This is a genomic window from Polynucleobacter difficilis (assembly GCF_003065365.1).
In the GTDB taxonomy this organism is placed as follows: domain Bacteria; phylum Pseudomonadota; class Gammaproteobacteria; order Burkholderiales; family Burkholderiaceae; genus Polynucleobacter; species Polynucleobacter difficilis.
Genome location: NZ_CP023276.1, coordinates 1,233,509 through 1,251,529, shown reverse-complemented (window position 1 = coordinate 1,251,529; position 18,021 = coordinate 1,233,509). Strand labels below are relative to the sequence as shown.

Annotated in this window: 22 protein-coding genes; 14 read left to right on the top strand and 8 right to left on the bottom strand. The window is 50.0% G+C overall.

All coding sequences use genetic code 11. The features are described from left to right. Nucleotides 1–19: 19 nt before the first annotated feature. Genes fdh3B through AOC34_RS06390 form a run of 4 tightly spaced genes read left to right on the top strand, consistent with a single transcriptional unit; the run spans nt 20 to nt 2,350 of the window. Nucleotides 20–667 (top strand): formate dehydrogenase FDH3 subunit beta, encoded by a 648-nt coding sequence (gene fdh3B / locus AOC34_RS06405; protein WP_108469285.1) that lies wholly within the window; start codon nt 20–22, stop codon nt 665–667. Then, on the top strand, nt 664–897 hold the full coding sequence (locus AOC34_RS06400) for a hypothetical protein (protein WP_108469284.1): 234 nt from the start codon (nt 664–666) through the stop codon (nt 895–897). The genes fdh3B and AOC34_RS06400 overlap by 4 nt, the downstream gene beginning before the upstream one ends. A gap of 60 nt (nt 898–957) precedes the next feature. Further along, entirely contained in the window at nt 958–2,028 is a 1,071-nt protein-coding gene (locus AOC34_RS06395) for a formate dehydrogenase subunit gamma (RefSeq protein ID WP_108469283.1), read from the top strand. A 10-nt stretch (nt 2,029–2,038) separates the two neighbouring features. Then, complete coding sequence (locus AOC34_RS06390; protein WP_108469282.1) at nt 2,039–2,350, top strand: hypothetical protein; 312 nt, start codon at nt 2,039–2,041, stop codon at nt 2,348–2,350. Nucleotides 2,351–2,356: 6 nt separating this feature from the next. On the opposite strand, the gene AOC34_RS06385 is transcribed toward AOC34_RS06390, so the two are convergent. Together AOC34_RS06385 and AOC34_RS06380 are read right to left on the bottom strand one after the other, a co-directional pair. Then, the gene (locus AOC34_RS06385; RefSeq protein ID WP_108469281.1) at nt 2,357–3,061 is read right to left on the bottom strand and encodes an ATP-binding cassette domain-containing protein; all 705 of its coding nucleotides are present in this window, start codon (nt 3,059–3,061) and stop codon (nt 2,357–2,359) included. Then, a complete protein-coding gene (locus AOC34_RS06380; protein WP_108469280.1) occupies nt 3,054–3,749 on the bottom strand; it encodes an ABC transporter permease in 696 nt (231 codons plus the stop codon). Before AOC34_RS06380 ends, AOC34_RS06385 begins: the two co-directional genes overlap by 8 nt. A 97-nt stretch (nt 3,750–3,846) precedes the next feature. Here AOC34_RS06380 and AOC34_RS06375 point away from each other — a divergent pair, with 97 nt between their 5' ends. Genes AOC34_RS06375 through cls form a run of 3 tightly spaced genes read left to right on the top strand, consistent with a single transcriptional unit; the run spans nt 3,847 to nt 6,264 of the window. Further along, on the top strand, nt 3,847–4,041 hold the full coding sequence (locus AOC34_RS06375; protein WP_108469279.1) for a hypothetical protein: 195 nt from the start codon (nt 3,847–3,849) through the stop codon (nt 4,039–4,041). A gap of 1 nt (nt 4,042) precedes the next feature. Next, a complete protein-coding gene (locus AOC34_RS06370) occupies nt 4,043–4,792 on the top strand; it encodes an endonuclease/exonuclease/phosphatase family protein (protein WP_108469278.1) in 750 nt (249 codons plus the stop codon). Beyond that, nucleotides 4,789–6,264 carry a cardiolipin synthase gene (gene cls / locus AOC34_RS06365; RefSeq protein WP_108469277.1) on the top strand — a complete coding sequence of 492 codons (1,476 nt, stop codon included), beginning with the start codon at nt 4,789–4,791 and terminating at the stop codon, nt 6,262–6,264. Before AOC34_RS06370 ends, cls begins: the two co-directional genes overlap by 4 nt. On the opposite strand, the gene AOC34_RS06360 is transcribed toward cls, so the two are convergent. Both AOC34_RS06360 and AOC34_RS06355 read right to left on the bottom strand, forming a co-directional pair. Beyond that, entirely contained in the window at nt 6,261–7,457 is a 1,197-nt protein-coding gene (locus tag AOC34_RS06360) for a CaiB/BaiF CoA transferase family protein (RefSeq protein ID WP_108469276.1), read from the bottom strand. The two genes, cls and AOC34_RS06360, sit on opposite strands and share 4 nt — an antisense overlap. A 1-nt stretch (nt 7,458) precedes the next feature. Next, nucleotides 7,459–8,628, bottom strand: coding sequence for an acyl-CoA dehydrogenase family protein (locus tag AOC34_RS06355; protein WP_108469275.1), 1,170 nt, complete (start codon nt 8,626–8,628; stop codon nt 7,459–7,461). Between the two features lie 151 nt (nt 8,629–8,779). Here AOC34_RS06355 and AOC34_RS06350 point away from each other — a divergent pair, with 151 nt between their 5' ends. Beyond that, nucleotides 8,780–9,313: a YqaA family protein gene (locus tag AOC34_RS06350; RefSeq protein ID WP_407675559.1), complete on the top strand. Its 534-nt coding sequence runs from the start codon at nt 8,780–8,782 to the stop codon at nt 9,311–9,313. A gap of 77 nt (nt 9,314–9,390) precedes the next feature. Then, nucleotides 9,391–10,167 carry a 3-hydroxybutyrate dehydrogenase gene (locus AOC34_RS06345; protein ID WP_108469274.1) on the top strand — a complete coding sequence of 259 codons (777 nt, stop codon included), beginning with the start codon at nt 9,391–9,393 and terminating at the stop codon, nt 10,165–10,167. Nucleotides 10,168–10,203: 36 nt separating this feature from the next. On the opposite strand, the gene AOC34_RS06340 is transcribed toward AOC34_RS06345, so the two are convergent. Then, entirely contained in the window at nt 10,204–12,429 is a 2,226-nt protein-coding gene (locus tag AOC34_RS06340) for a malate synthase G (RefSeq protein WP_108469273.1), read from the bottom strand. Between the two features lie 228 nt (nt 12,430–12,657). On the opposite strand from AOC34_RS06340, the gene AOC34_RS06330 reads away from it, so the two are divergent. Continuing rightward, on the top strand, nt 12,658–13,242 hold the full coding sequence (locus AOC34_RS06330) for a urate hydroxylase PuuD (protein WP_108469271.1): 585 nt from the start codon (nt 12,658–12,660) through the stop codon (nt 13,240–13,242). 121 nt (nt 13,243–13,363) lie between these two features. Then, nucleotides 13,364–13,942, top strand: coding sequence for a superoxide dismutase [Fe] (gene sodB, locus AOC34_RS06325; protein ID WP_108469270.1), 579 nt, complete (start codon nt 13,364–13,366; stop codon nt 13,940–13,942). Nucleotides 13,943–14,018: 76 nt separating this feature from the next. Here sodB and AOC34_RS06320 read toward each other — a convergent pair whose 3' ends face one another. The 3 genes from AOC34_RS06320 to AOC34_RS06310 are packed head-to-tail and all read right to left on the bottom strand — an operon-like array spanning nt 14,019 to nt 15,807. Next, on the bottom strand, nt 14,019–14,426 hold the full coding sequence (locus AOC34_RS06320; RefSeq protein WP_108469269.1) for a group II truncated hemoglobin: 408 nt from the start codon (nt 14,424–14,426) through the stop codon (nt 14,019–14,021). Then, the gene (locus AOC34_RS06315) at nt 14,423–15,583 is read right to left on the bottom strand and encodes an NAD(P)/FAD-dependent oxidoreductase (RefSeq protein ID WP_108469268.1); all 1,161 of its coding nucleotides are present in this window, start codon (nt 15,581–15,583) and stop codon (nt 14,423–14,425) included. Before AOC34_RS06315 ends, AOC34_RS06320 begins: the two co-directional genes overlap by 4 nt. 53 nt (nt 15,584–15,636) lie before the next feature. Beyond that, entirely contained in the window at nt 15,637–15,807 is a 171-nt protein-coding gene (locus tag AOC34_RS06310) for a rubredoxin (protein WP_325051255.1), read from the bottom strand. 158 nt (nt 15,808–15,965) lie between these two features. Between AOC34_RS06310 and AOC34_RS06305 the strand changes: the two genes are divergently transcribed. From AOC34_RS06305 to AOC34_RS06295, 3 genes are all read left to right on the top strand, one after another. Beyond that, nucleotides 15,966–17,066: an alkene reductase gene (locus AOC34_RS06305; RefSeq protein WP_108469267.1), complete on the top strand. Its 1,101-nt coding sequence runs from the start codon at nt 15,966–15,968 to the stop codon at nt 17,064–17,066. A 42-nt stretch (nt 17,067–17,108) separates the two neighbouring features. After that, a complete protein-coding gene (locus tag AOC34_RS06300) occupies nt 17,109–17,273 on the top strand; it encodes a DUF2256 domain-containing protein (protein WP_108469266.1) in 165 nt (54 codons plus the stop codon). 85 nt (nt 17,274–17,358) lie between these two features. After that, complete coding sequence (locus AOC34_RS06295; RefSeq protein ID WP_108470092.1) at nt 17,359–17,976, top strand: phasin family protein; 618 nt, start codon at nt 17,359–17,361, stop codon at nt 17,974–17,976. Nucleotides 17,977–18,021: the final 45 nt, after the last annotated feature.

Below are 18,021 nucleotides of genomic sequence, written 5' to 3'. Positions count from 1 at the left end.
CTAAAGTCAGGAGATCACAATGGCACGAATGAAATTTATCTGCGACGCGGAACGGTGTATTGAATGCAACGGCTGCGTTACTGCTTGTAAAAACGACAACGAAGTACCTTGGGGTGTTAATCGCCGCCGAGTAGTTACCATCAATGACGGCGTCATTGGGGCGGAGAAATCCATCTCGGTCGCCTGTATGCACTGCGCAGATGCGCCTTGCATGGCAGTGTGCCCGGTTGATTGTTTCTATCGCACCGACGAAGGCGTTGTGTTGCACGATAAGGACACTTGCATCGGCTGCGCGTATTGCTCCTATGCTTGCCCATTTGGCGCGCCACAATTCCCAAGCACCGGTACCTTTGGTTTACGGGGCAAGATGGATAAGTGCACATTCTGTTCTGGCGGCCCAGAAGCCAACGGTAGCGTCGCTGAATTTGAAAAATATGGACGTAACCGCTTGGCTGAAGGTAAGTTACCTTTATGCGCTGAGATGTGTTCTACCAAGGCCTTGATTGGTGGTGACGGCGATGTGATTGCTGACATCTTCCGCGCACGGGTAGTGAAGCGTCAAACCGCTGGTAAAAATGCGGGTGCCGATGTGTTTGGCTGGACTACTGCATACGGTCAGCCCGATAAAGCTGGTGCCAAGGCTGCTCCAAGTGGAGGCAAACTATGAGAACCTTTCGGACCGTAACTGCCGCATTCTTAGCCCTTGGTTTTTTAAGTGCCTGCAATAACGAACCAGGGACATTGGCTCAGAATTCCAAGCGCCCAGATATCGCTCCATTCATGGGTGCGGATAACGGCTTTGTAGTTAAAGGCTGGAAACCAGGCGATGCTAAAAGCTGGCAAGAAGAGATCAATAAGCGTAATCAACAACAATCTGAGTACAGCAAAATCAAGTAATGGACTTTGCTGCGTTTATTCGGAACATTAAATAACAGAATTGCTGTTGAGGAACTTCTCATGAATCAATCTATTTGCGCAACACTCCGTCCTTGGGCATTGGCCACGGGACTGTTTTGCTCAGTTTTTGCAGGCACCAGCTTAGCGCAGCAAGCTCCAGCCAGCCAGCCAGCTCCCGCTGCCTTGCCACAGGTCCAATCCGCCAACATCATGGATGTAGGCCGTGCACCCAATGCAACCATTGAGGCGCAACGCAAAGCGGCACAAAACCAACCTGGAAATAGTGCGCCGATCTGGCGTACGGTAAACAGCGATGATGTTAATTTTGTTAGCATCCCCGATAAGCAGGCCGGCGTGCTGATTCAAAAATCAGGACAGCAGTGGCGCTTGATTCGTAACGGTGTGATCACTGTTTACGGAGCTTGGTTACTGGCACTTGCTTCCGGTGGAATTTTGGCAGTCTTTGTGCTCAAAGGAAAAATTAAGCTGCATGAGCCAATGACAGGCAAAAAAATCAAGCGCTTTACTACCCTTGAGCGCGTTAATCATTGGACGATGGCATTTAGCTTTATTGCACTTGCGATTACCGGCTTATTGATTCTGTACGGTAAGTACTTTGCAATTGATCTATTAGGCGCTAGTGCCTTCAGTATCTTGTTGCTCGTCAGCAAGAATATCCACAACTTTGTTGGCCCACTGTTCACGATCAGTTTGATTGCGTTTTTCCTCCAATTTGTAAAACGCAATATGCCTGAAAAGGGCGATTGGGAATGGATCAAAACATTTGGGGGCATGTTCGGTGGCAAGCATGTGCCAGCGAACTTCTTCAATCCAGGTGAAAAGTTTTGGTTTTGGTTTGGCATGGTCGTCCTCGGCGGATTGGTATCGGCGTCCGGTTGGGTTTTAGACATGATCGTTCCGGTTCCTGGTCTTGAGTACTGGCGCGGCACTATGCAGATATCCCACATTATTCATTCCGTTGGCGCATTGCTCATTACTGCCATGGCTTTTGGCCACATGTACATCGGTAGTATTGGAATGCAAGGTTCAATCGACGGCATGAAAACCGGCTATGTCGATGAGACCTGGGCAAAAGAACACCATGAAGCTTGGTACCACAAAGTTAAATAAGGAATTGGCTATGAAAAAGACCATCGCATTTCTCGCTTGCGCATTGACTGCAACCGGAGTACTCGCAAAGTTACCTGCGCCAACTCCAGAGCAGGCTGCAGCAGCAGACTTGGCAAAAGCGAAAACGGCCTATGCCGGCCAGGTGAGCGCATATCAGTTGTGCATGTCTGAAAATGCCGTTGCCAATCGCTACAAGAAAGCGGGAACACCTGCACCAGCAGCCTGTGTACAGCCACCACCTTTTGTTGCGCCAACAGTGCAAGCAGCTGCTCCTGCTCCAGCAGCAGCGCCTGCTGCAGCTCCTGCTGCTGCAAAAAAATAAGGTGATCTAATCTGCAGCGCGTTCGCGCTGCATGTACCGCTGTGCTGCCTCAGTTTGAGGCTGCGCAAAGAAGGGGGCGCAAGCCCCCTTTTCTATGATCTGTCCGCCATCGATAAACACAATCGAATCAGCCAAGCGCCTTACTTGCGCTAGTTGATGGGAGCTTATCAGGACATCGCAGCCCGATGCGGCAAACTCGCGAATCATTGCCTCTACTTGTGCAGTAGTGGTTGGGTCTAAATTCGCTGTTGGCTCATCGAGAAGCAGTACATTCGGCTTCTGCAGGCGAGCTCTGCCTAAGGATAACTTCTGCTTTTCCCCGGCAGAGAGTTGGTGCGCTGGCTGATGTTGCAAGTGACTCAATCCTGCTTCTTGCAACACACGATCAATTTCGGCTTCAGTCGGCTTGCGCACGCCATTCAGACCTATATTGCATCGAACGCTGGCCTTGATCATGGGCGTATGGTGCAACACCAAAGCGCTGCGAATGCCGTCAGCGTAGCCGATGCTGCCGCCCGAATTGGGTTTAATCAGTCCATGCAATAGTTTTAAAAACGTTGTCTTGCCAGCCCCATTGGGGCCAATGCATGCCGTGATGCCACCCAGCTGAATGTTGGCATTTGGTATATCCAAAATAGCACGCTCGTCACGCACTATTTGAATAGCCCGCAACTCAATCTGCTTCGCTGGATTTGCCATTGGATTAGCCATAACGCCGTTCTGCAATCGATCGCACTGCGAAGGTGAGCAAATTAGCCAATAGCACGATGGCCAGCAGCACGATACCGAGCGCTAGTGCGAATGGTAAATCGCCTTTGCTGGTTTCAAGGGCGATGGCAGTCGTCATCGTACGAGTGGAGTTGAGAATATTACCGCCTACAATCATGACGGCGCCCACTTCCGAGATTGCTCTTGCTAGGCCAGCCAAGATCGCAATCGTGAGCGAGAATCGGCAATCCCAAAGTAACCATTTGATATAGCCAAAGCGAGTGAAGCGGAGGGATAAAAATGTTTCGCGGTGAATCTGCCAGGCATCTTCTAAGACCTGCCTACTTAGAGCGGCCACCAGGGGTGTGGTGAGCAGAAATTGAGCAACTATCATGCCTTTGACGGTAAACAGCCAGCCTAAATCCCCCAATGGCCCACTGCGCGATAAGACTAAATACACCAGCACCCCAATAATGACGGTGGGGACGCCCATTAAGGTATTGATCGTAATAATCAGCGCGCGCTTACCCCGAAATTGCTCGGTTGCTAGCCAAGCCCCGAGGGGGAGGCCAACCAGCGTACCTAATACCAAGGCGGTTAGGCTGACCTGCAGGGAGACCAGCACAATGCTGATGACACCCCGATCAAATTGGGTCAACAGCGCAAAGGCGTCTTGAAAGGCAATTAACATGCCTAATTCTAGCAAGCCTCACCCGCAGCGGTGGCACAATTCAGTTATGGGGCTTTTAGTGATGAAGTTCAACCGATAGCACGATTAGGTAAGCGGAATGGCAGAGGTGGTATGTGTTTGTAATGGCATAGTGGATCTGGATTTACGGGAGTATCTGGATACGCACTCCATTAATTCAATCGAAGAATTACGAGAGCAGGCATCGATCTGTAATAAATGCATGCAGTGCCAAGAGCTGGTGGAGTCCGAGATTTATTACGCCAAAGTGCGTCGCCAAAGTGCATCCCAGTAAGATGCCGCAAGCACATAATCGGGTGCGTGTAGTGACACTCAATATGCATAAAGGCGTTTCGGCCCTGCATGCGCATTCTACGGTGTACCGTTTGAAGCAGGAAATGCGCTCACACAATCCAGATCTCATTTTCATTCAAGAATTTCAGCAAGAGCATCGGGGGCGTATCCGGCGCTTTGGGCAATGGCCTGCAAATGAATTAAGCCACTTCTTGGCTGAAGGATTTTGGCATGACTGGCACTACGGCAAAAACGTGGAGTACCGTCAGGGACACCACGGCAATGCTATCTTCTCTAAGCATCCTTTGCACAAAGGTTTTAATTACGATATCTCGGCCTATCGTTTTGAGCGCCGGGGTTTATTGCATAGCTCGATTCAGTTGCCTGGCAGCGATCTCCTAATTCATTGCTTTTGCGTTCACTTGGCTTTGTTTGAGCGGGGTCGTGAACGTCAGTTGGTGGAAATCATCTCGTACATTAATAGCTTGACCCAAGACGGCCCTGCGATTGTGGCAGGGGACTTCAATGATTGGCGTAACCGACTGAGCGCCCCAATGCGCGATGCCGGATTTTTAGAGGCTTTTGAGTCCTTAACCGGAGCCCCCGCAAAAACCTTTCCTAGCATTAAGCCGCTTTTACCGATGGATCGTATTTATGTTCGTGGTTTACGCATTCATTCGGTAGACTTATTAGAGGAATGGTTTAGGCTATCAGATCACCTTGGTATTGCTGCTGAATTGGAACTTTTATGAATTTCATTGACATCCTGATTGGCCATCAGGCAGATCTATCCTTTCCATGGTTTGCACTTGCGCACGCGGTATTGGTGTTTTTGTTTGCCCTACGATTGATTTGGACTAGACGGCCTGTGAGCGTTTCGTTTGCCTGGTTTTTAGTCGTAGTGATGTTACCCGCTCTGGGAATTGTGCTCTATGTCATGTTTGGCGAGCGCCCGGTCGGCCGCAGCCTGACTAAAAAGATTGTGCGTATGGAGCGGGAGCACGCAAAACTACGACAGCAGATGTGCAAGCACTATGCAGCCGATCGCGATTTGCTGCCAATCGAGGCAAAGGCATTAAGCCTGCTGGCAGAGTCGCAGCATGGCTCGCCTGTAACTGCTGGTAACCGGATTGAGCTATTTACCGAGTCGCTGACAATTCTAAAAACCTTTATTCGCGAAATCGATGAAGCCAAAGTCAGTTTGCATATGGAGTTTTATATTTGGGCTTTAGGTGGCGATGCAGATGCTGTGGGGGAGGCAGTGATACGTGCTGCGAATCGAGGTGTAGCTTGCTGGATTTTGCTGGACTCCTTGGGCAGTAAGGCTTGGTTTAAATCCAGCTGGCCTAGTCGCTTTAAAGAGGCCGGTATTGCTATCACCGAGGCCTTACCGATTCAGCTGGGGCGCTTTCAGTTCCGCCGCGCTGACTTGCGCCTGCACCGCAAGATCTTTGTGATTGATGGCCGTATTGTATGGACCGGCAGCATGAATTTGGTCGACCCCCGGACGTTTAAGCAAGATTCGGGCGTCGGTGAGTGGGTCGATGCGATGGTGCGGATTGAAGGGCCGGTAACAGCCCAATTTGAGCTCACTTTCTTGTTTGATTGGAGCGTTGATAATCCATCCGTTTCTCATTTCAAAGACCATCACCTGATGCCCGCTCTGGAGGATGGTAAAGCCTTGGCCCAAGAATTTTCTTCTGGCCCGGTGTATCGCGACGACATCCTGTATCAAGTGCTCTTATCAGCCATCCTGGATGCGCGTGAGGAATTGGTCATTACCACCCCATACTTTGGACCAGACGATGGCTTATTGCAGGCCTTGATGGCAGCGTCGCACCGCGGTGTCAAGGTGACTTTAATTGTGCCTAAACGCAATGACTCGACTTTGGTTGCTTGGAGTAGTCGCAGTTTTTATGAGGACTTACTGCAGGCAGGCGTTCGGATTGCAGAATTTCATGGCGGGCTATTGCATACCAAGAGTCTACTAATTGATCGCCAGACTGCCATATTTGGCTCGGTGAACTTTGATCAGCGCAGCTTACGACTCAATTTTGAAATCAGCCTGATCGTATACGACGCGGTTTTTTGTGCGCACCTAGAAAAGTTAATTCACAGCTACCTGAAGAATGCCGATATTGTTTCAGCAGCGCAGTGGGCTAAACGTCCCCGTTGGCGAGTCCTGCTGGAAAATCTAGCCCACCTGACTTCGCCTTTGCTTTAAATCGCCTTGGCAGCTTTCATGGCGGTAATTTGATCTGGATTTAAGCCGATTTCAGTCAGAATGGCATCCGTATGTTGCCCCACCGAGGGAATCGCATCCATCCGGTAATCAAATTGATCATTTGCGCCGGGTGGTAATAAGGCTGGAATTAGTCCTGCAGGCGAGTCCACCGATACCCAGCGCTCACGTGCCGCCAATTGCGGGTGATGCCAGACCCCATGCATATCGTTTAAGCGGGCATTGGCAATCTGCGCTTGATCGAGCTTAGCAATCACCTGATCACAGGTCAGTTTGCTAAAACAGGCATCGATCAGTTTGGCCAAGGCATCGCGGTGCTCATGGCGTTTACTATTCTTATCAAAACGAGCATCACTAGCTAATGCGGCATTATCTAAAACTACCTCACAAAACGTTAGCCACTCGCGCTCATTCTGCAAGCCCAGCATGACCGTAGCCCCATCGCCTGCTTTAAACGGGCCATAGGGATAAATGGTGGCATGGGATGCGCCGCTTCGCTGGGGTGGGCTAGCGTCCTGATAGGCGTAGTACATTGGGTAACTCATCCACTCGCCCAGGGATTCCAGCATGGACACATCAATGCTGCTTCCTACGCCGGTCTTTTGCCGCTGCAATAGTGCTGCCAAGATATTGCTATAGGCATACATGCCGGCTGCGATATCCGCAATCGAATTGCCTGCTTTACTAGGAGTATCGGGGGTGCCAGTCACCGACAAGAAACCTGCCTCACTTTGAATCAGCAAGTCGTATGCTTTTTTGTCGCGATAGGGGCCATCATTGCCGTAGCCAGAAATGTCACACAAAATGAGACCTGGGTTATCGCGCTGCAACTCCGCTGCTGTAAGTCCCATGCGTGCTGCTGCGCCAGGGGCTAAGTTTTGCACTAAGACATCGGCCGTTTTAAGGAGAGTCTTGAGGGCGCTGAGCGCTTCAGCCTGTTTTAAATCGAGGGTGAGGCTTTCTTTGGAGCGGTTCACCCATACAAAGTGGGATGCCAGACCAGAAACGCGCTCGTCATAGGCCCTGGCAAAATCACCCGCCCCGGGACGCTCCACTTTAATAACGCGCGCACCCAAGTCCGCCAGTTGGCGGGTACAAAAAGGGGCGGCAATCGCATGCTCTAGCGAAACAACGGTGATGCCATCCAGTGGCCGTGCAGCAGATTTACTGCTCATATTAAAAAGACCGGGGAAGGCCGAGTACGTGTTCGGCGATGTAGGAATAAATCAAATTGGTTGAGATTGGTGCCACTTGATAGAGACGGGTTTCACGAAACTTCCGCTCGACATCGTACTCACAGGCAAAGCCAAAACCGCCGTGGGTTTGTAAGCAGACGTTAGCCGCTTCCCAGGATGCTTTGGCAGCCAGGTATTTGGACATATTGGACTCTGGGCCACATGGCTGGTGGCGATCGAATAAATCACAGGCCTTAAAGCGCATTAAGTTAGCCGCTTCGGTTTCCATATAGCTGTCCGCAATCGGAAACTGAATGCCTTGATTCTTACCAATCGGTTGGTCAAATACCACCCGCTCATTGGCATAGCGCCGCGCGCGATCAATGAACCAGTAGGCATCGCCAATGCACTCGGCAGCAATCAGCACGCGCTCCGCATTTAAACCATCGAGGATGTATTTAAAACCACGGCCTTCCTCGCCGATTAAATTTTCAGCTGGGATTTCCAGATTATCAAAAAAGACCTCATTAGTTTCATGATTGACCATGTTTTCAATTGGGCGCACTTCCATGCCCTTGCCAATCGCATCAGCTAGGTTAACGATAAAAATCGACATACCTTCTGACTTACGCTTTACTTCGCTCAGCGGAGTAGTGCGTGCCAGCAAGATCATCAGGTCGGAATGCTGTATCCGCGAGATCCAGACTTTCTGGCCGTTGATTACATAGCGATCTCCTTTTTTAACGGCGGTCGTTTTGAGTTTGGTGGTGTCTGTGCCGGTGGTGGGTTCTGTAACGGCCATGCTTTGCAAACGCAGTTCGCCGCTGGCAATTTTGGGTAGGTAGAGTTTCTTTTGGGCGTCAGAGCCGTGTCTCAGCAAGGTCCCCATGTTGTACATCTGACCATGGCAGGCACCTGAGTTACCGCCAGAAAAGTTAATCTCCTCCATGATGACCGACGCTTCGGCCAGTCCAAGGCCAGAGCCGCCGTATTCTTCTGGGATTAATGCGGCAAGCCATCCTGCTTTTGTGACCGCATCGACAAATGCCTCGGGGTAGCCGCGTGCGTGGTCAACTTTTTGCCAATAGCTGGAATCAAATTGACCGCAAAGGTCACGCAGCGCTTCGCGAATCTCTTGGTATTGATCGGGGGCGGGAATGGGGTGATTCATTAATATCTTTCAGAACAGGAATTGGTGCGTGTGCAGGGCACAATAGACCCCTAGTTTAAGCAAAAATACAAAATCTTGGAAAATACAGCTTCAGTATCGAATGGCTTCCAAATACAGGACCTGAGAATGGACTTATGCTGTTGTGTTGAGAATGGGACAAAGAGAAGGGCATAGCGGATTGGAGCACTACCTCATTGCATTTTTAGATTGGTTTGGGATGCCATCCGTTGGTCTTCCGGCAGTGTTTCTGGTCGCACTGATTTCGGCAACCTTGCTGCCGATGGGCTCCGAGCCGGTTCTATTTGCCTATGTCAGCGTGAACCCAAGCATGCTGTGGCCTGCTATTGTGGTTGCAACGATTGGTAACACTATTGGCGGGATGGTGAACTGGTCTTTAGGTCTGGGTGCCCGCAATGCCTTCGAAGCCTATAAAGGGGCTACAGCAGGGCGCATGCAGCGCTGGCTTGTGAGCCTAGGGCCTAAGTTTCTATTGCTTTCTTGGCTACCGGGTATTGGTGATCCATTGTGCGCTTTAGCGGGGTGGTTACGTATGCCCTGGAAGGCATGCTTGATCTATATGGCGATTGGCAAGTTTTTGCGCTACGTTACCTTTACGCTTATTTTAGTGAGCATACCCAGTGAATTTTGGCATGCCATTGGTCGTTTTATTGGGATTGGTACTTAGCGCTATCGGCTATCATTGATCTCAATTGAGGCGAGTTAAATACGACCCTCCATCCCCATCTAATTAGGAATACATCTATGTCCACCTTACGCGGAAAAACAGCCCTTGTAACCGGATCAACCAGTGGTATTGGCCTTGCTATGGCAGTTGCTTTAGCCAAGCAGGGGGCTAACATCATGATGAATGGCTTTGGTGAAAAGGATGCCGCCATTGCGACCGTCAAAGCCTGCGGTGTCGAGGTCGATTACCACGGCGCCGATATGAGTAAGCCTGCTGAAATTGAGGCAATGATTGCCGCAACCGAGCAGCGTTTTGGGGCGATTGATATTTTGGTCAACAATGCGGGCATTCAGCACGTTGCTAATGTGGAAGACTTTCCGGAAGAGCGTTGGGATGCGGTGATTGCGATTAATCTGAGCTCCGCATTTCATACGACCCGTTTTGCCTTGCCTGGCATGAAGCGGCGCAATTGGGGTCGCATCATTAACATTGCATCCGTTCATGGCCTCGTTGCATCGATGCAAAAGGCGGCCTACGTCGCTGCAAAACATGGAATTATTGGCTTGACTAAAGTGGTTGCACTAGAGACTGCCAGAACGGGTGTGACGTGCAATGCAATCTGCCCAGGCTGGGTGCTAACGCCATTAGTCCAAAAGCAAGTGGATGCACGCGCTGAACGCGATGGCGTCTCCAATGACGCTGCTAAATTAGCACTGGTTTCAGAGAAGCAACCTTCGGGAGAGTTTGTCGCCCCCGAGCAGCTTGCGGCCTTGGCTGTATTTCTGTGTGGTGATGCCGCATCCGAAGTGCGCGGTGCAGCCTGGAATATGGATGGTGGCTGGACCGCACAATAGGCAACCCAACCCCCTTAGTTCACATCGCTTTACTACTTAGGCTGCGCAGTTCTTGGCATTCTCTTTCACTTTTAAGCGATAGGCATGCAGCAAGGGCTCCGTATAGCCGTTGGGCTGGTCAAGGCCCTTAAAGATCAGATCACTTGCAGCTTGGAATGCAAGGGAATCTTTATAGTTCGGCATCATTGGCTTATAGAAGGGATCGCCGGCATTTTGACCATCCACAATCGTAGCCATACGTTGCAACGCATCCTCTACTTCCGCTTTGGTGACGAACTTGTGCAATAACCAGTTGGCAATATGCTGACTCGAAATCCGCAAGGTGGCGCGATCTTCCATTAAACCGACGTTATAAATATCAGGCACTTTAGAGCAACCAACACCTTGATCAATCCAGCGCACGACATAACCCAAAATACCTTGGCAATTGTTATGGAGGGATTCACGAATCTCCTCTTTAGTCCAATCTGGATAAAGAGCAATCGGTACCGTTAAGAGATCATCGGTTAAGGCCTCGTACTCAGCCGCAATATCTAATATCTCCATGTCGGCTTGGATCTTTGCCACATCGATCTGGTGATAGTGCAGTGCATGCAAGGTGGCAGCAGTAGGCGATGGTACCCAAGCGGTATTCGCTCCAGCTTGAGGGTGAGCTCCTTTTTGCTCAACCATTTCCTTCATGAGGTCTGGTGCAGGCCACATGCCCTTACCAATCTGTGCACGACCACGTAGGCCACAATCCAATCCCGCCAAAACATTTCGCCGCTCATAGGCCCCGAACCATTTGGCGATCTTCATTCTGCCTTTGCGAACCATGGCGCCGCCATACATGCCGGTATGCATTTCATCGCCGGTACGGTCTAAGAACCCGGTATTAATAAACGCAACGCGAGCACCCGCTGCAGCAATAGCAGCTTTCAGATTGACGCTCATGCGGCGCTCTTCATCCATGATGCCTAATTTGACGGTGTTCTCAGGCAGGCCCAGTAACTTCTCTACCCGGCCAAAGAGCTCGCTAGCAAAAGCGACTTCTTCTGCGCTGTGCATTTTTGGCTTAACAATGTAGACAGAGCCTTTACGTGTATTACCAATAGCCTGAGTCGCTGGGCGATTGATGTCATACAAGGCAATCAACACCGTCACGACTGCATCTAAGATGCCTTCGTAGATCTCTGTTCCATCGCCAGTAATAATGGCGGGGTTTGTCATCAAGTGACCCACGTTACGGAGAAACAAGAGTGATCGGCCATGCAAAGTAACAACACCATCTTTTGCATTGACAGCGCCAATACCTGCGGTGTACTTGCGGTCTGGATTCAGTTTACGAGTAAATGTCTTACCGCCTTTGCTGACTTCTTCAACTAAAGTGCCTTTGAGAATGCCGAGCCAATTCTCATAAGCCAGTACTTTGTCATCGCCATCCACAACGGCTACTGAGTCCTCGAGGTCGAGAATGGTTGAGAGTGCAGCCTCCAGCACTACATCATTTACTCCTGCTGGATCAGCTGCGCCAATGGTTTTCGTCTTATCAATTTGGATATCAATGTGAATGCCGTGATTGCGCAATAAAACAGAGGATGGCGCAGAGGCATCGCCTTGGTAACCAACAAACTGCTTCTCATTAATCAAACCGGTTGTGCTTCCGTCTTTTAATTTCACGGACAGTTTTTTGTCTACAACGCTATAGGCCACTACATCGCTATATAAAGCCCCGGCCAAAGGAGCGGCTTCATCTAAAAACTGACGTGCATAGGCAACGACCTTTGCGCCTCGAATTGGGTTGTACGCTCCGGCTTTGGTGGCGCCATCTTCCTCGGAAATCACATCAGTGCCGTAGAGGGCATCGTACAAAGAGCCCCAACGCGCGTTAGCAGCATTTAAGGCGTAACGTGCATTGAGCACCGGAACCACTAATTGAGGACCGGCTTGGAGAGCCAGTTCATCATCCACATTTTGAGTGGTGGCCACAACCTTGGCGGGCACATCTTCAATATAGGCAATGTCTTTTAAGTATTTGCGATACGCTGGCATATCTTTGATTGGGCCTGGATTGGCTTTATGCCATTGATCCAAATCACGCTGGAGGCGATCACGCTTAGCCAGCAAGGCTGCATTTTTGGGTGTTAAGTCTTTTACGATCGCATCAAAACCCTTCCAAAAATCAGCACTTTTTACGTTCAGCCCTGGCAGCACTTTGTCTTCAATAAAGCGGTAAAGGGGAGTAGCAACTTGGAGGCTGTGGCATTGGGTACGAGCGGTCATAATAAGGGCCTTAAAAGCGGTTTTCGAAGGAAAAAACAATTGTATTGCAGTGCAATATATTTTCCCATATTTTTGTAATATATCTGTAAAAAATAGGGTAATAAATGCAATTTTAAGCAAAAAAAGCGATGTTTTTGATTGTAAACTGCGCTTTGCACCCCAATTACTTTGCTTCCCGGCTGCTTCAATATTCGCTCGGGCAAAGGCAAGAAAAATAGGACACCTTGTATGACAGGCATTTTGAATTCCCTTAGTCGCACCATCTTGGCTGGATTTGCCTTGCTGGCAGCCATTTTGCTCATGTTTGCCAATCCAGGCGCGCTGGGCTCTCCAGAATGGTTATTGTTTGGATTGCGCTGGCTTCACGTCTTGTGTGGGGTTATGTGGCTCGGTTTGCTGTGGTATTTCAATGCCGTGCAAATTCCGTCGATGCCCCTGATACCAGATGAGCAAAAGCCAGCAATTAGCAAGGTTATAGCGCCCCGAGCCTTGCTGTGGTTTCGTTACGCTGCACTCGCGACGGTAGTAACGGGTATGTTGGTTGCGATCTTTGCTGGTTATGCGCATCAGGCGTTTACCCTGCAGCCCGCATTTAGAGCGATTGGCCTCGGTATGTGGATTGCCCTGTTTATGGCATTCAATGTGTGGTTTGTGATTTGGCCTAACCAAAAACGCGCTTTGGGGATCGTAGCCGCTGAGCCAGCCGTCAAAGCAGCCTCAGCCCGCCGCGCCATGCTGGTATCGCGCTTTAATACAATTTTATCGATTCCGATGTTGTATCTGATGAGCGCCCAATCCCACGGGGGTTTGTAGGCAAAAGGGGGGATAAATAGGCAAAAAGGTCTGCACCCGCATAAAATAGCTGCTGTGAGAACGAAACGGGTTCTCGGAACAGATTCGCACTAACAAAAACCATTTCAATCAGGGAGACACGATGGAACATACATTACCGCAGTTGCCTTACGCGCTTGACGCCTTGGCCCCACACATTTCAAAAGAAACCATGGAGTTTCATTACGGCAAGCACCATCAGACTTACGTTACTAATTTGAATAACTTGATCAAGGGTACCGAGTTTGAGAACGCTAGCTTAGAAGACATCATCAAAAAATCATCCGGCGGTGTTTTTAATAATGCAGCCCAAGTTTGGAACCATACCTTTTATTGGATGGGCCTCAAGCCAAATGGCGGCGGCGCTCCTACTGGTGCACTCGCTGATGCGATTAATGCTAAATGGGGTTCGTTTGACAAGTTCAAAGAAGAGTTTGCAAAGTGCGCAGTAGGCACCTTCGGCTCAGGCTGGGCATGGCTGGTTAAAAAGCCCGATGGCTCGCTTGATCTCGTATCCACTAGCAATGCTGCTACACCATTGACGACCGATGCAAAAGCCTTGGTGACTTGCGATGTGTGGGAGCATGCGTATTACATTGATTACCGCAACGCACGTCCTAAGTACCTTGAGGCGTTTTGGAATTTAGTGAACTGGGATTTTGCAGCAAAGAACTTTGCTTAATTCCTAATTCACCGTTGCACCACTCAAGTCACCTACGGGTGACTTGTTTGTTTGCGGCTTTACAAAACGAAGTCCCTTAATCCGATTTATTGCGCATCCAATCGGCAGTGGCAAAAAAAGATTCATGGAGACGCTCTTTGAGTGGCGCATCGATTGCCACTTCATCCATGGCGCGCTGCATGCAGTCTAACCATTGGTTGCGCTCGATTGATCCAATCGGAAAGGGCAGGTGACGAGCACGTAGCTTCGGGTGCCCGTACTTTTCTTGGTAAAGATCAGGGCCACCCATCCAGCCAGTCAAAAACAAATAGAGCTTGTCGCGTGATGTGCTTAAGTCGGCAGGGTGCATTTGCCGAATGACAGTGTAGGCAGGTTCCAGCTCCATGAGGTCATAAAACCGATCAACCAATTGCCGAATCGATTCTGCGCCGCCAATGAGGGCGTACGCAGTGGTTTGCGTACTATTGACCGAATCGCTGCTCATGCCAATACAGGAGGCAGTAACTTAACCAGTGCAGCGCGTTCCGCGGTCGCTGAGCCGAGTAAAGCAAAGCCCAGCAACTGACCATCGCTAGATTCAAAGCGACACAGCATGCCGCCCTCGACCTTGGTATTGCTCCACTGACCTTCTGCCCCTTTAGCTGGGGGCGAGACCACAATCGGATAAGCGGGGGTTTTAACCATCACGGGCATGGCTGGGTACTGTAGGGTTGCCGCCTGTCCGAGCAATACAGGTGCCAACGCACGCGCTGCTTGCATGATCGGCATCACATAGGGCAAGACCAATCCTTCGGTTTCTGCACAGTCACCAATGGCGTAAATGGAATTCAGATTGGTTTGCAGTTGGCGATTAACTTGGATGCCCATTCCGGTAGCAATGCCTGCGTCATGCGCCAATTGAGTGCGGGGCTTTAGACCAACCGCAGAAAGCACAACGTCCGTTTCAATCGTGTCGCCATTGACCAAGGTAATACGTATGGCATCGCCGTGCGCATCGATCGATTGCGCGGTGCTACCAAAGTGCCAGCGTACACCTGCCGCACTGAGTTTTTCTTCTAGCGCCGTTGCTGCAGCCTCGGGCAAGAGGCGACCCAGCGCATGGGGCGCTAAATCAATAACGTCTACGGAGTAGCCGCCAAGCGTGAGGTCATTGGCGAACTCACAGCCAATCAAGCCGGCACCCAGAATCGCTACGCGTTTGCGACCTTCAATGGCCCCACGAAATCGTGCATAGTCTTCTAGGTCGTTGACGGTCATGACTTGATTTGCAGCGGTGCCTTGAAGTTGAAGATCAATTTGATCGGCCCCTAAAGCCAGCACGAGCTTGCTGTAGCTTAGCTCGCCATTGCTGGTGCGCAGTAACCGAGCCTGCGCATCAATGGAGTGCACATCGGTACCACCCAATACCGTTAGATTGAGCTGAGTTGCCATGGCATCACTGCTGGAGCTAATGAGCTGCTCGGCTGCTTTGCTATTGGCAAATGCAGTGGATAGCATGGGCTTGGAGTAAAAGTAGCCAGGCTCGCGGGTGATGAGCGTGATCGGCACATCCTTGTCAATCTTACGTAATTCGCGAATGACGGTATAGCCAGCTAATCCGCTGCCAATAATGACGATCGGTTGGTCTTGATGTTCGCTCAAAGCGGTATTCCTTTAACTAATAGCATGACAGCGCATTAAAAAAGAAGTGCGATTTAAATTTGCACCATTTCAAAATCGGATTTGGATACGCCGCAATCAGGGCATTCCCAGTTCGCTGGAACATCGGCCCAGACCGTGCCTGGAGCGATTCCATCTTCCGGAAGGCCTTTGGCTTCGTCGTAAATAAATCCACACACAATGCATTGCCACGTTTTCATAATCATCCCTTTATTCTTAGCCAGAAATGCCACTTAGACCTACAGAATACATGGCTTAAATGGCAAACCCTTAAATACTAGCCTTTGTTGCGGTGTGCAGATCAGCCCCATTCTTGTTACGATCAAGGTTGTTTGGTTTATTCATTTTTACAAAGGAAGCATGCATGTCGACCCACTTAGAACTTCTTAGCCCAGTTTCACTCGGCTCCTTGGCACTCAAGAATCGCTTGGTGATGGCGCCACTGACACGCATGCGCGCCATTGACGGGGATGTGCCCAGTCCGCTAGCCAAGACTTACTACAGTCAGCGTGCAAGTGCTGGCATGATCATTACCGAAGCAACCCAAATCTCCCCCTTAGGTAAAGGCTATCCAGCTACCCCAGGTATTTATTCGGAGGCGCAAACGCAGGCTTGGAAAGAGATTGTTGCAGCAGTCCACGCCAAAGGCGGTTTGATTGTTTCGCAACTCTGGCATGTTGGCCGCATTTCCCATTCCTCATTGCACGCAAACGAAGGCTTGCCTGTCGCCCCTTCGGCAATAGCACCTGCCGGTAAAACCTATGGGGCCGATTGGCAACTGCACGCGTATGAGACCCCAAAAGCCATGAGCGAAGCCGATATTGCTCAGTTACTAGTTGATTTTCGTAATGCGGCGCTCAATGCAAAAAAAGCAGGGTTTGATGGAATCGAAGTCCATGCAGCCAATGGCTATTTGCTGGATCAATTTTTACAAGACAAAACCAATCAACGCACTGATCAGTACGGTGGTTCGATTGAAAATCGCCTGCGCTTATTAGTTGACGTACTGAAAACCGTTAGCGAAATCTTTTCATATGACCGCATTGGTGTTCGTTTATCACCCTATGGCAGTTTCAATGACATTGCCGATAGCGATCCAGTGACGCTCTTTACGGCGGCAATCAACAAACTCAATCCATTGGGTCTTGCTTATTTGCATATGATCGAGCCGCGTGCGACTACTGCAGGTGGTAATGACAAAGTTGACGCGAATGCGCCTAATGTATCAGGACTGTTTCGTAAGGCGTTTCATGGCAAGTTCATCAGCGCTGGTGGATACACCAAAGAATCCGGTGAGGCAGCATTGGAAGCGGGTCTTGCTGATGCCATCGCCTACGGGCGGATATACATTGCCAATCCCGATTTGGCGGAGCGCTTTGCACAAAATGCGGCACTCAACCCATACGATCGGGCCAGCTTTTATGGTGGCGGTGAAAAAGGCTACACCGATTACCCTAGCTTATAACTAAGGTATTGAGGCATAGCAAACCCCATTTAGGCATAAATCATGGGTATGCGGAAGAAGGGCGATCTACCCAGCAAAGACTGTGTTTGCTGTGGGAGGCCCTTTAATTGGCGAAAAAAGTGGGAAAAAGTTTGGAATGAAGTGAAATACTGTTCCGATCGCTGCCGGCAAAATAAACAGGAAGCCAAAAAACCGACTTCCCCATAATTGCGCCTAGTTGGCAGCATGGATCTTTCGGTTTAGAGTGGTAGATGAAGCTTTATAAAAATCACGACCCCCGAAAGGATCAGCAATGAACCAAAAAGACATTCAAGACTGGCAACAAAAGAAAGCCAAAGAGCTCTTTACGCTATCCCATAAATTGCTCGATACCGCCAAGCAACTCAGCGAGCATCACGCCAATGAGCTGAAACACAATATGGACCATGCACTGCGTTTTGCTAAAACGGCAGCGAAGAATGATCTCGAGAGTTTGAAGCTCCTGCAGGAAGAGGCAACGCAAGCCGCCGCTGATCGTTTGCACGTCTATCACAAAAAAGTGAAGGGCATGCTGCGCGAGATGGGTGATGACGCTGCGGACGAGGCAGAAAAATATCTAGAGAAGGCGCGCGAATCCCTCTCTGGATGGCTTGAAGATGTGGAGAAAAAAATGCCTGCCGGTGGCGAGCATTTAGCCAAAGTGGCGCGTGACTTGTCGCGCGCAGGCGAGAAGGCATTCAAGGAAGGGCGTCGCGTTATTAATGAGGCAGCTGAGGCGGCCGAAAAAAATATCAGCAGCTTATCCAGCCGCACTCATAGCGGTAGCTCTAAGTCAGCTGCGCCCAAAAAGACAGCAGCCAAAAAGGCACCAGCAAAACGTGCGGTTGCAAAAAAACCTGCCGCTAAAAAGACTGCTAAAAAGAAGGCGTAAGCATTTCGTCTTTATTGCTGATCTAGAATCAGTAATGCGGTCATC

What these genes read in the sequence shown, in the direction of transcription:
- fdh3B (WP_108469285.1), top strand. Translation starts at nt 20, where the DNA reads ATGGCACGAATGAAATTTATCTGCGACGCGGAACGGTGTATTGAATGC.
- AOC34_RS06400 (WP_108469284.1), top strand. Translation starts at nt 664, where the DNA reads ATGAGAACCTTTCGGACCGTAACTGCCGCATTCTTAGCCCTTGGTTTT.
- AOC34_RS06395 (WP_108469283.1), top strand. Translation starts at nt 958, where the DNA reads ATGAATCAATCTATTTGCGCAACACTCCGTCCTTGGGCATTGGCCACG.
- AOC34_RS06390 (WP_108469282.1), top strand. Translation starts at nt 2,039, where the DNA reads ATGAAAAAGACCATCGCATTTCTCGCTTGCGCATTGACTGCAACCGGA.
- AOC34_RS06385 (WP_108469281.1), bottom strand. Translation starts at nt 3,061, where the DNA reads ATGGCTAATCCAATGGCAAATCCAGCGAAGCAGATTGAGTTGCGGGCT.
- AOC34_RS06380 (WP_108469280.1), bottom strand. Translation starts at nt 3,749, where the DNA reads ATGTTAATTGCCTTTCAAGACGCCTTTGCGCTGTTGACCCAATTTGAT.
- AOC34_RS06375 (WP_108469279.1), top strand. Translation starts at nt 3,847, where the DNA reads ATGGCAGAGGTGGTATGTGTTTGTAATGGCATAGTGGATCTGGATTTA.
- AOC34_RS06370 (WP_108469278.1), top strand. Translation starts at nt 4,043, where the DNA reads ATGCCGCAAGCACATAATCGGGTGCGTGTAGTGACACTCAATATGCAT.
- cls (WP_108469277.1), top strand. Translation starts at nt 4,789, where the DNA reads ATGAATTTCATTGACATCCTGATTGGCCATCAGGCAGATCTATCCTTT.
- AOC34_RS06360 (WP_108469276.1), bottom strand. Translation starts at nt 7,457, where the DNA reads ATGAGCAGTAAATCTGCTGCACGGCCACTGGATGGCATCACCGTTGTT.
- AOC34_RS06355 (WP_108469275.1), bottom strand. Translation starts at nt 8,628, where the DNA reads ATGAATCACCCCATTCCCGCCCCCGATCAATACCAAGAGATTCGCGAA.
- AOC34_RS06350 (WP_407675559.1), top strand. Translation starts at nt 8,780, where the DNA reads ATGGGACAAAGAGAAGGGCATAGCGGATTGGAGCACTACCTCATTGCA.
- AOC34_RS06345 (WP_108469274.1), top strand. Translation starts at nt 9,391, where the DNA reads ATGTCCACCTTACGCGGAAAAACAGCCCTTGTAACCGGATCAACCAGT.
- AOC34_RS06340 (WP_108469273.1), bottom strand. Translation starts at nt 12,429, where the DNA reads ATGACCGCTCGTACCCAATGCCACAGCCTCCAAGTTGCTACTCCCCTT.
- AOC34_RS06330 (WP_108469271.1), top strand. Translation starts at nt 12,658, where the DNA reads ATGACAGGCATTTTGAATTCCCTTAGTCGCACCATCTTGGCTGGATTT.
- sodB (WP_108469270.1), top strand. Translation starts at nt 13,364, where the DNA reads ATGGAACATACATTACCGCAGTTGCCTTACGCGCTTGACGCCTTGGCC.
- AOC34_RS06320 (WP_108469269.1), bottom strand. Translation starts at nt 14,426, where the DNA reads ATGAGCAGCGATTCGGTCAATAGTACGCAAACCACTGCGTACGCCCTC.
- AOC34_RS06310 (WP_325051255.1), bottom strand. Translation starts at nt 15,807, where the DNA reads ATGATTATGAAAACGTGGCAATGCATTGTGTGTGGATTTATTTACGAC.
- AOC34_RS06305 (WP_108469267.1), top strand. Translation starts at nt 15,966, where the DNA reads ATGTCGACCCACTTAGAACTTCTTAGCCCAGTTTCACTCGGCTCCTTG.
- AOC34_RS06300 (WP_108469266.1), top strand. Translation starts at nt 17,109, where the DNA reads ATGGGTATGCGGAAGAAGGGCGATCTACCCAGCAAAGACTGTGTTTGC.
- AOC34_RS06295 (WP_108470092.1), top strand. Translation starts at nt 17,359, where the DNA reads ATGAACCAAAAAGACATTCAAGACTGGCAACAAAAGAAAGCCAAAGAG.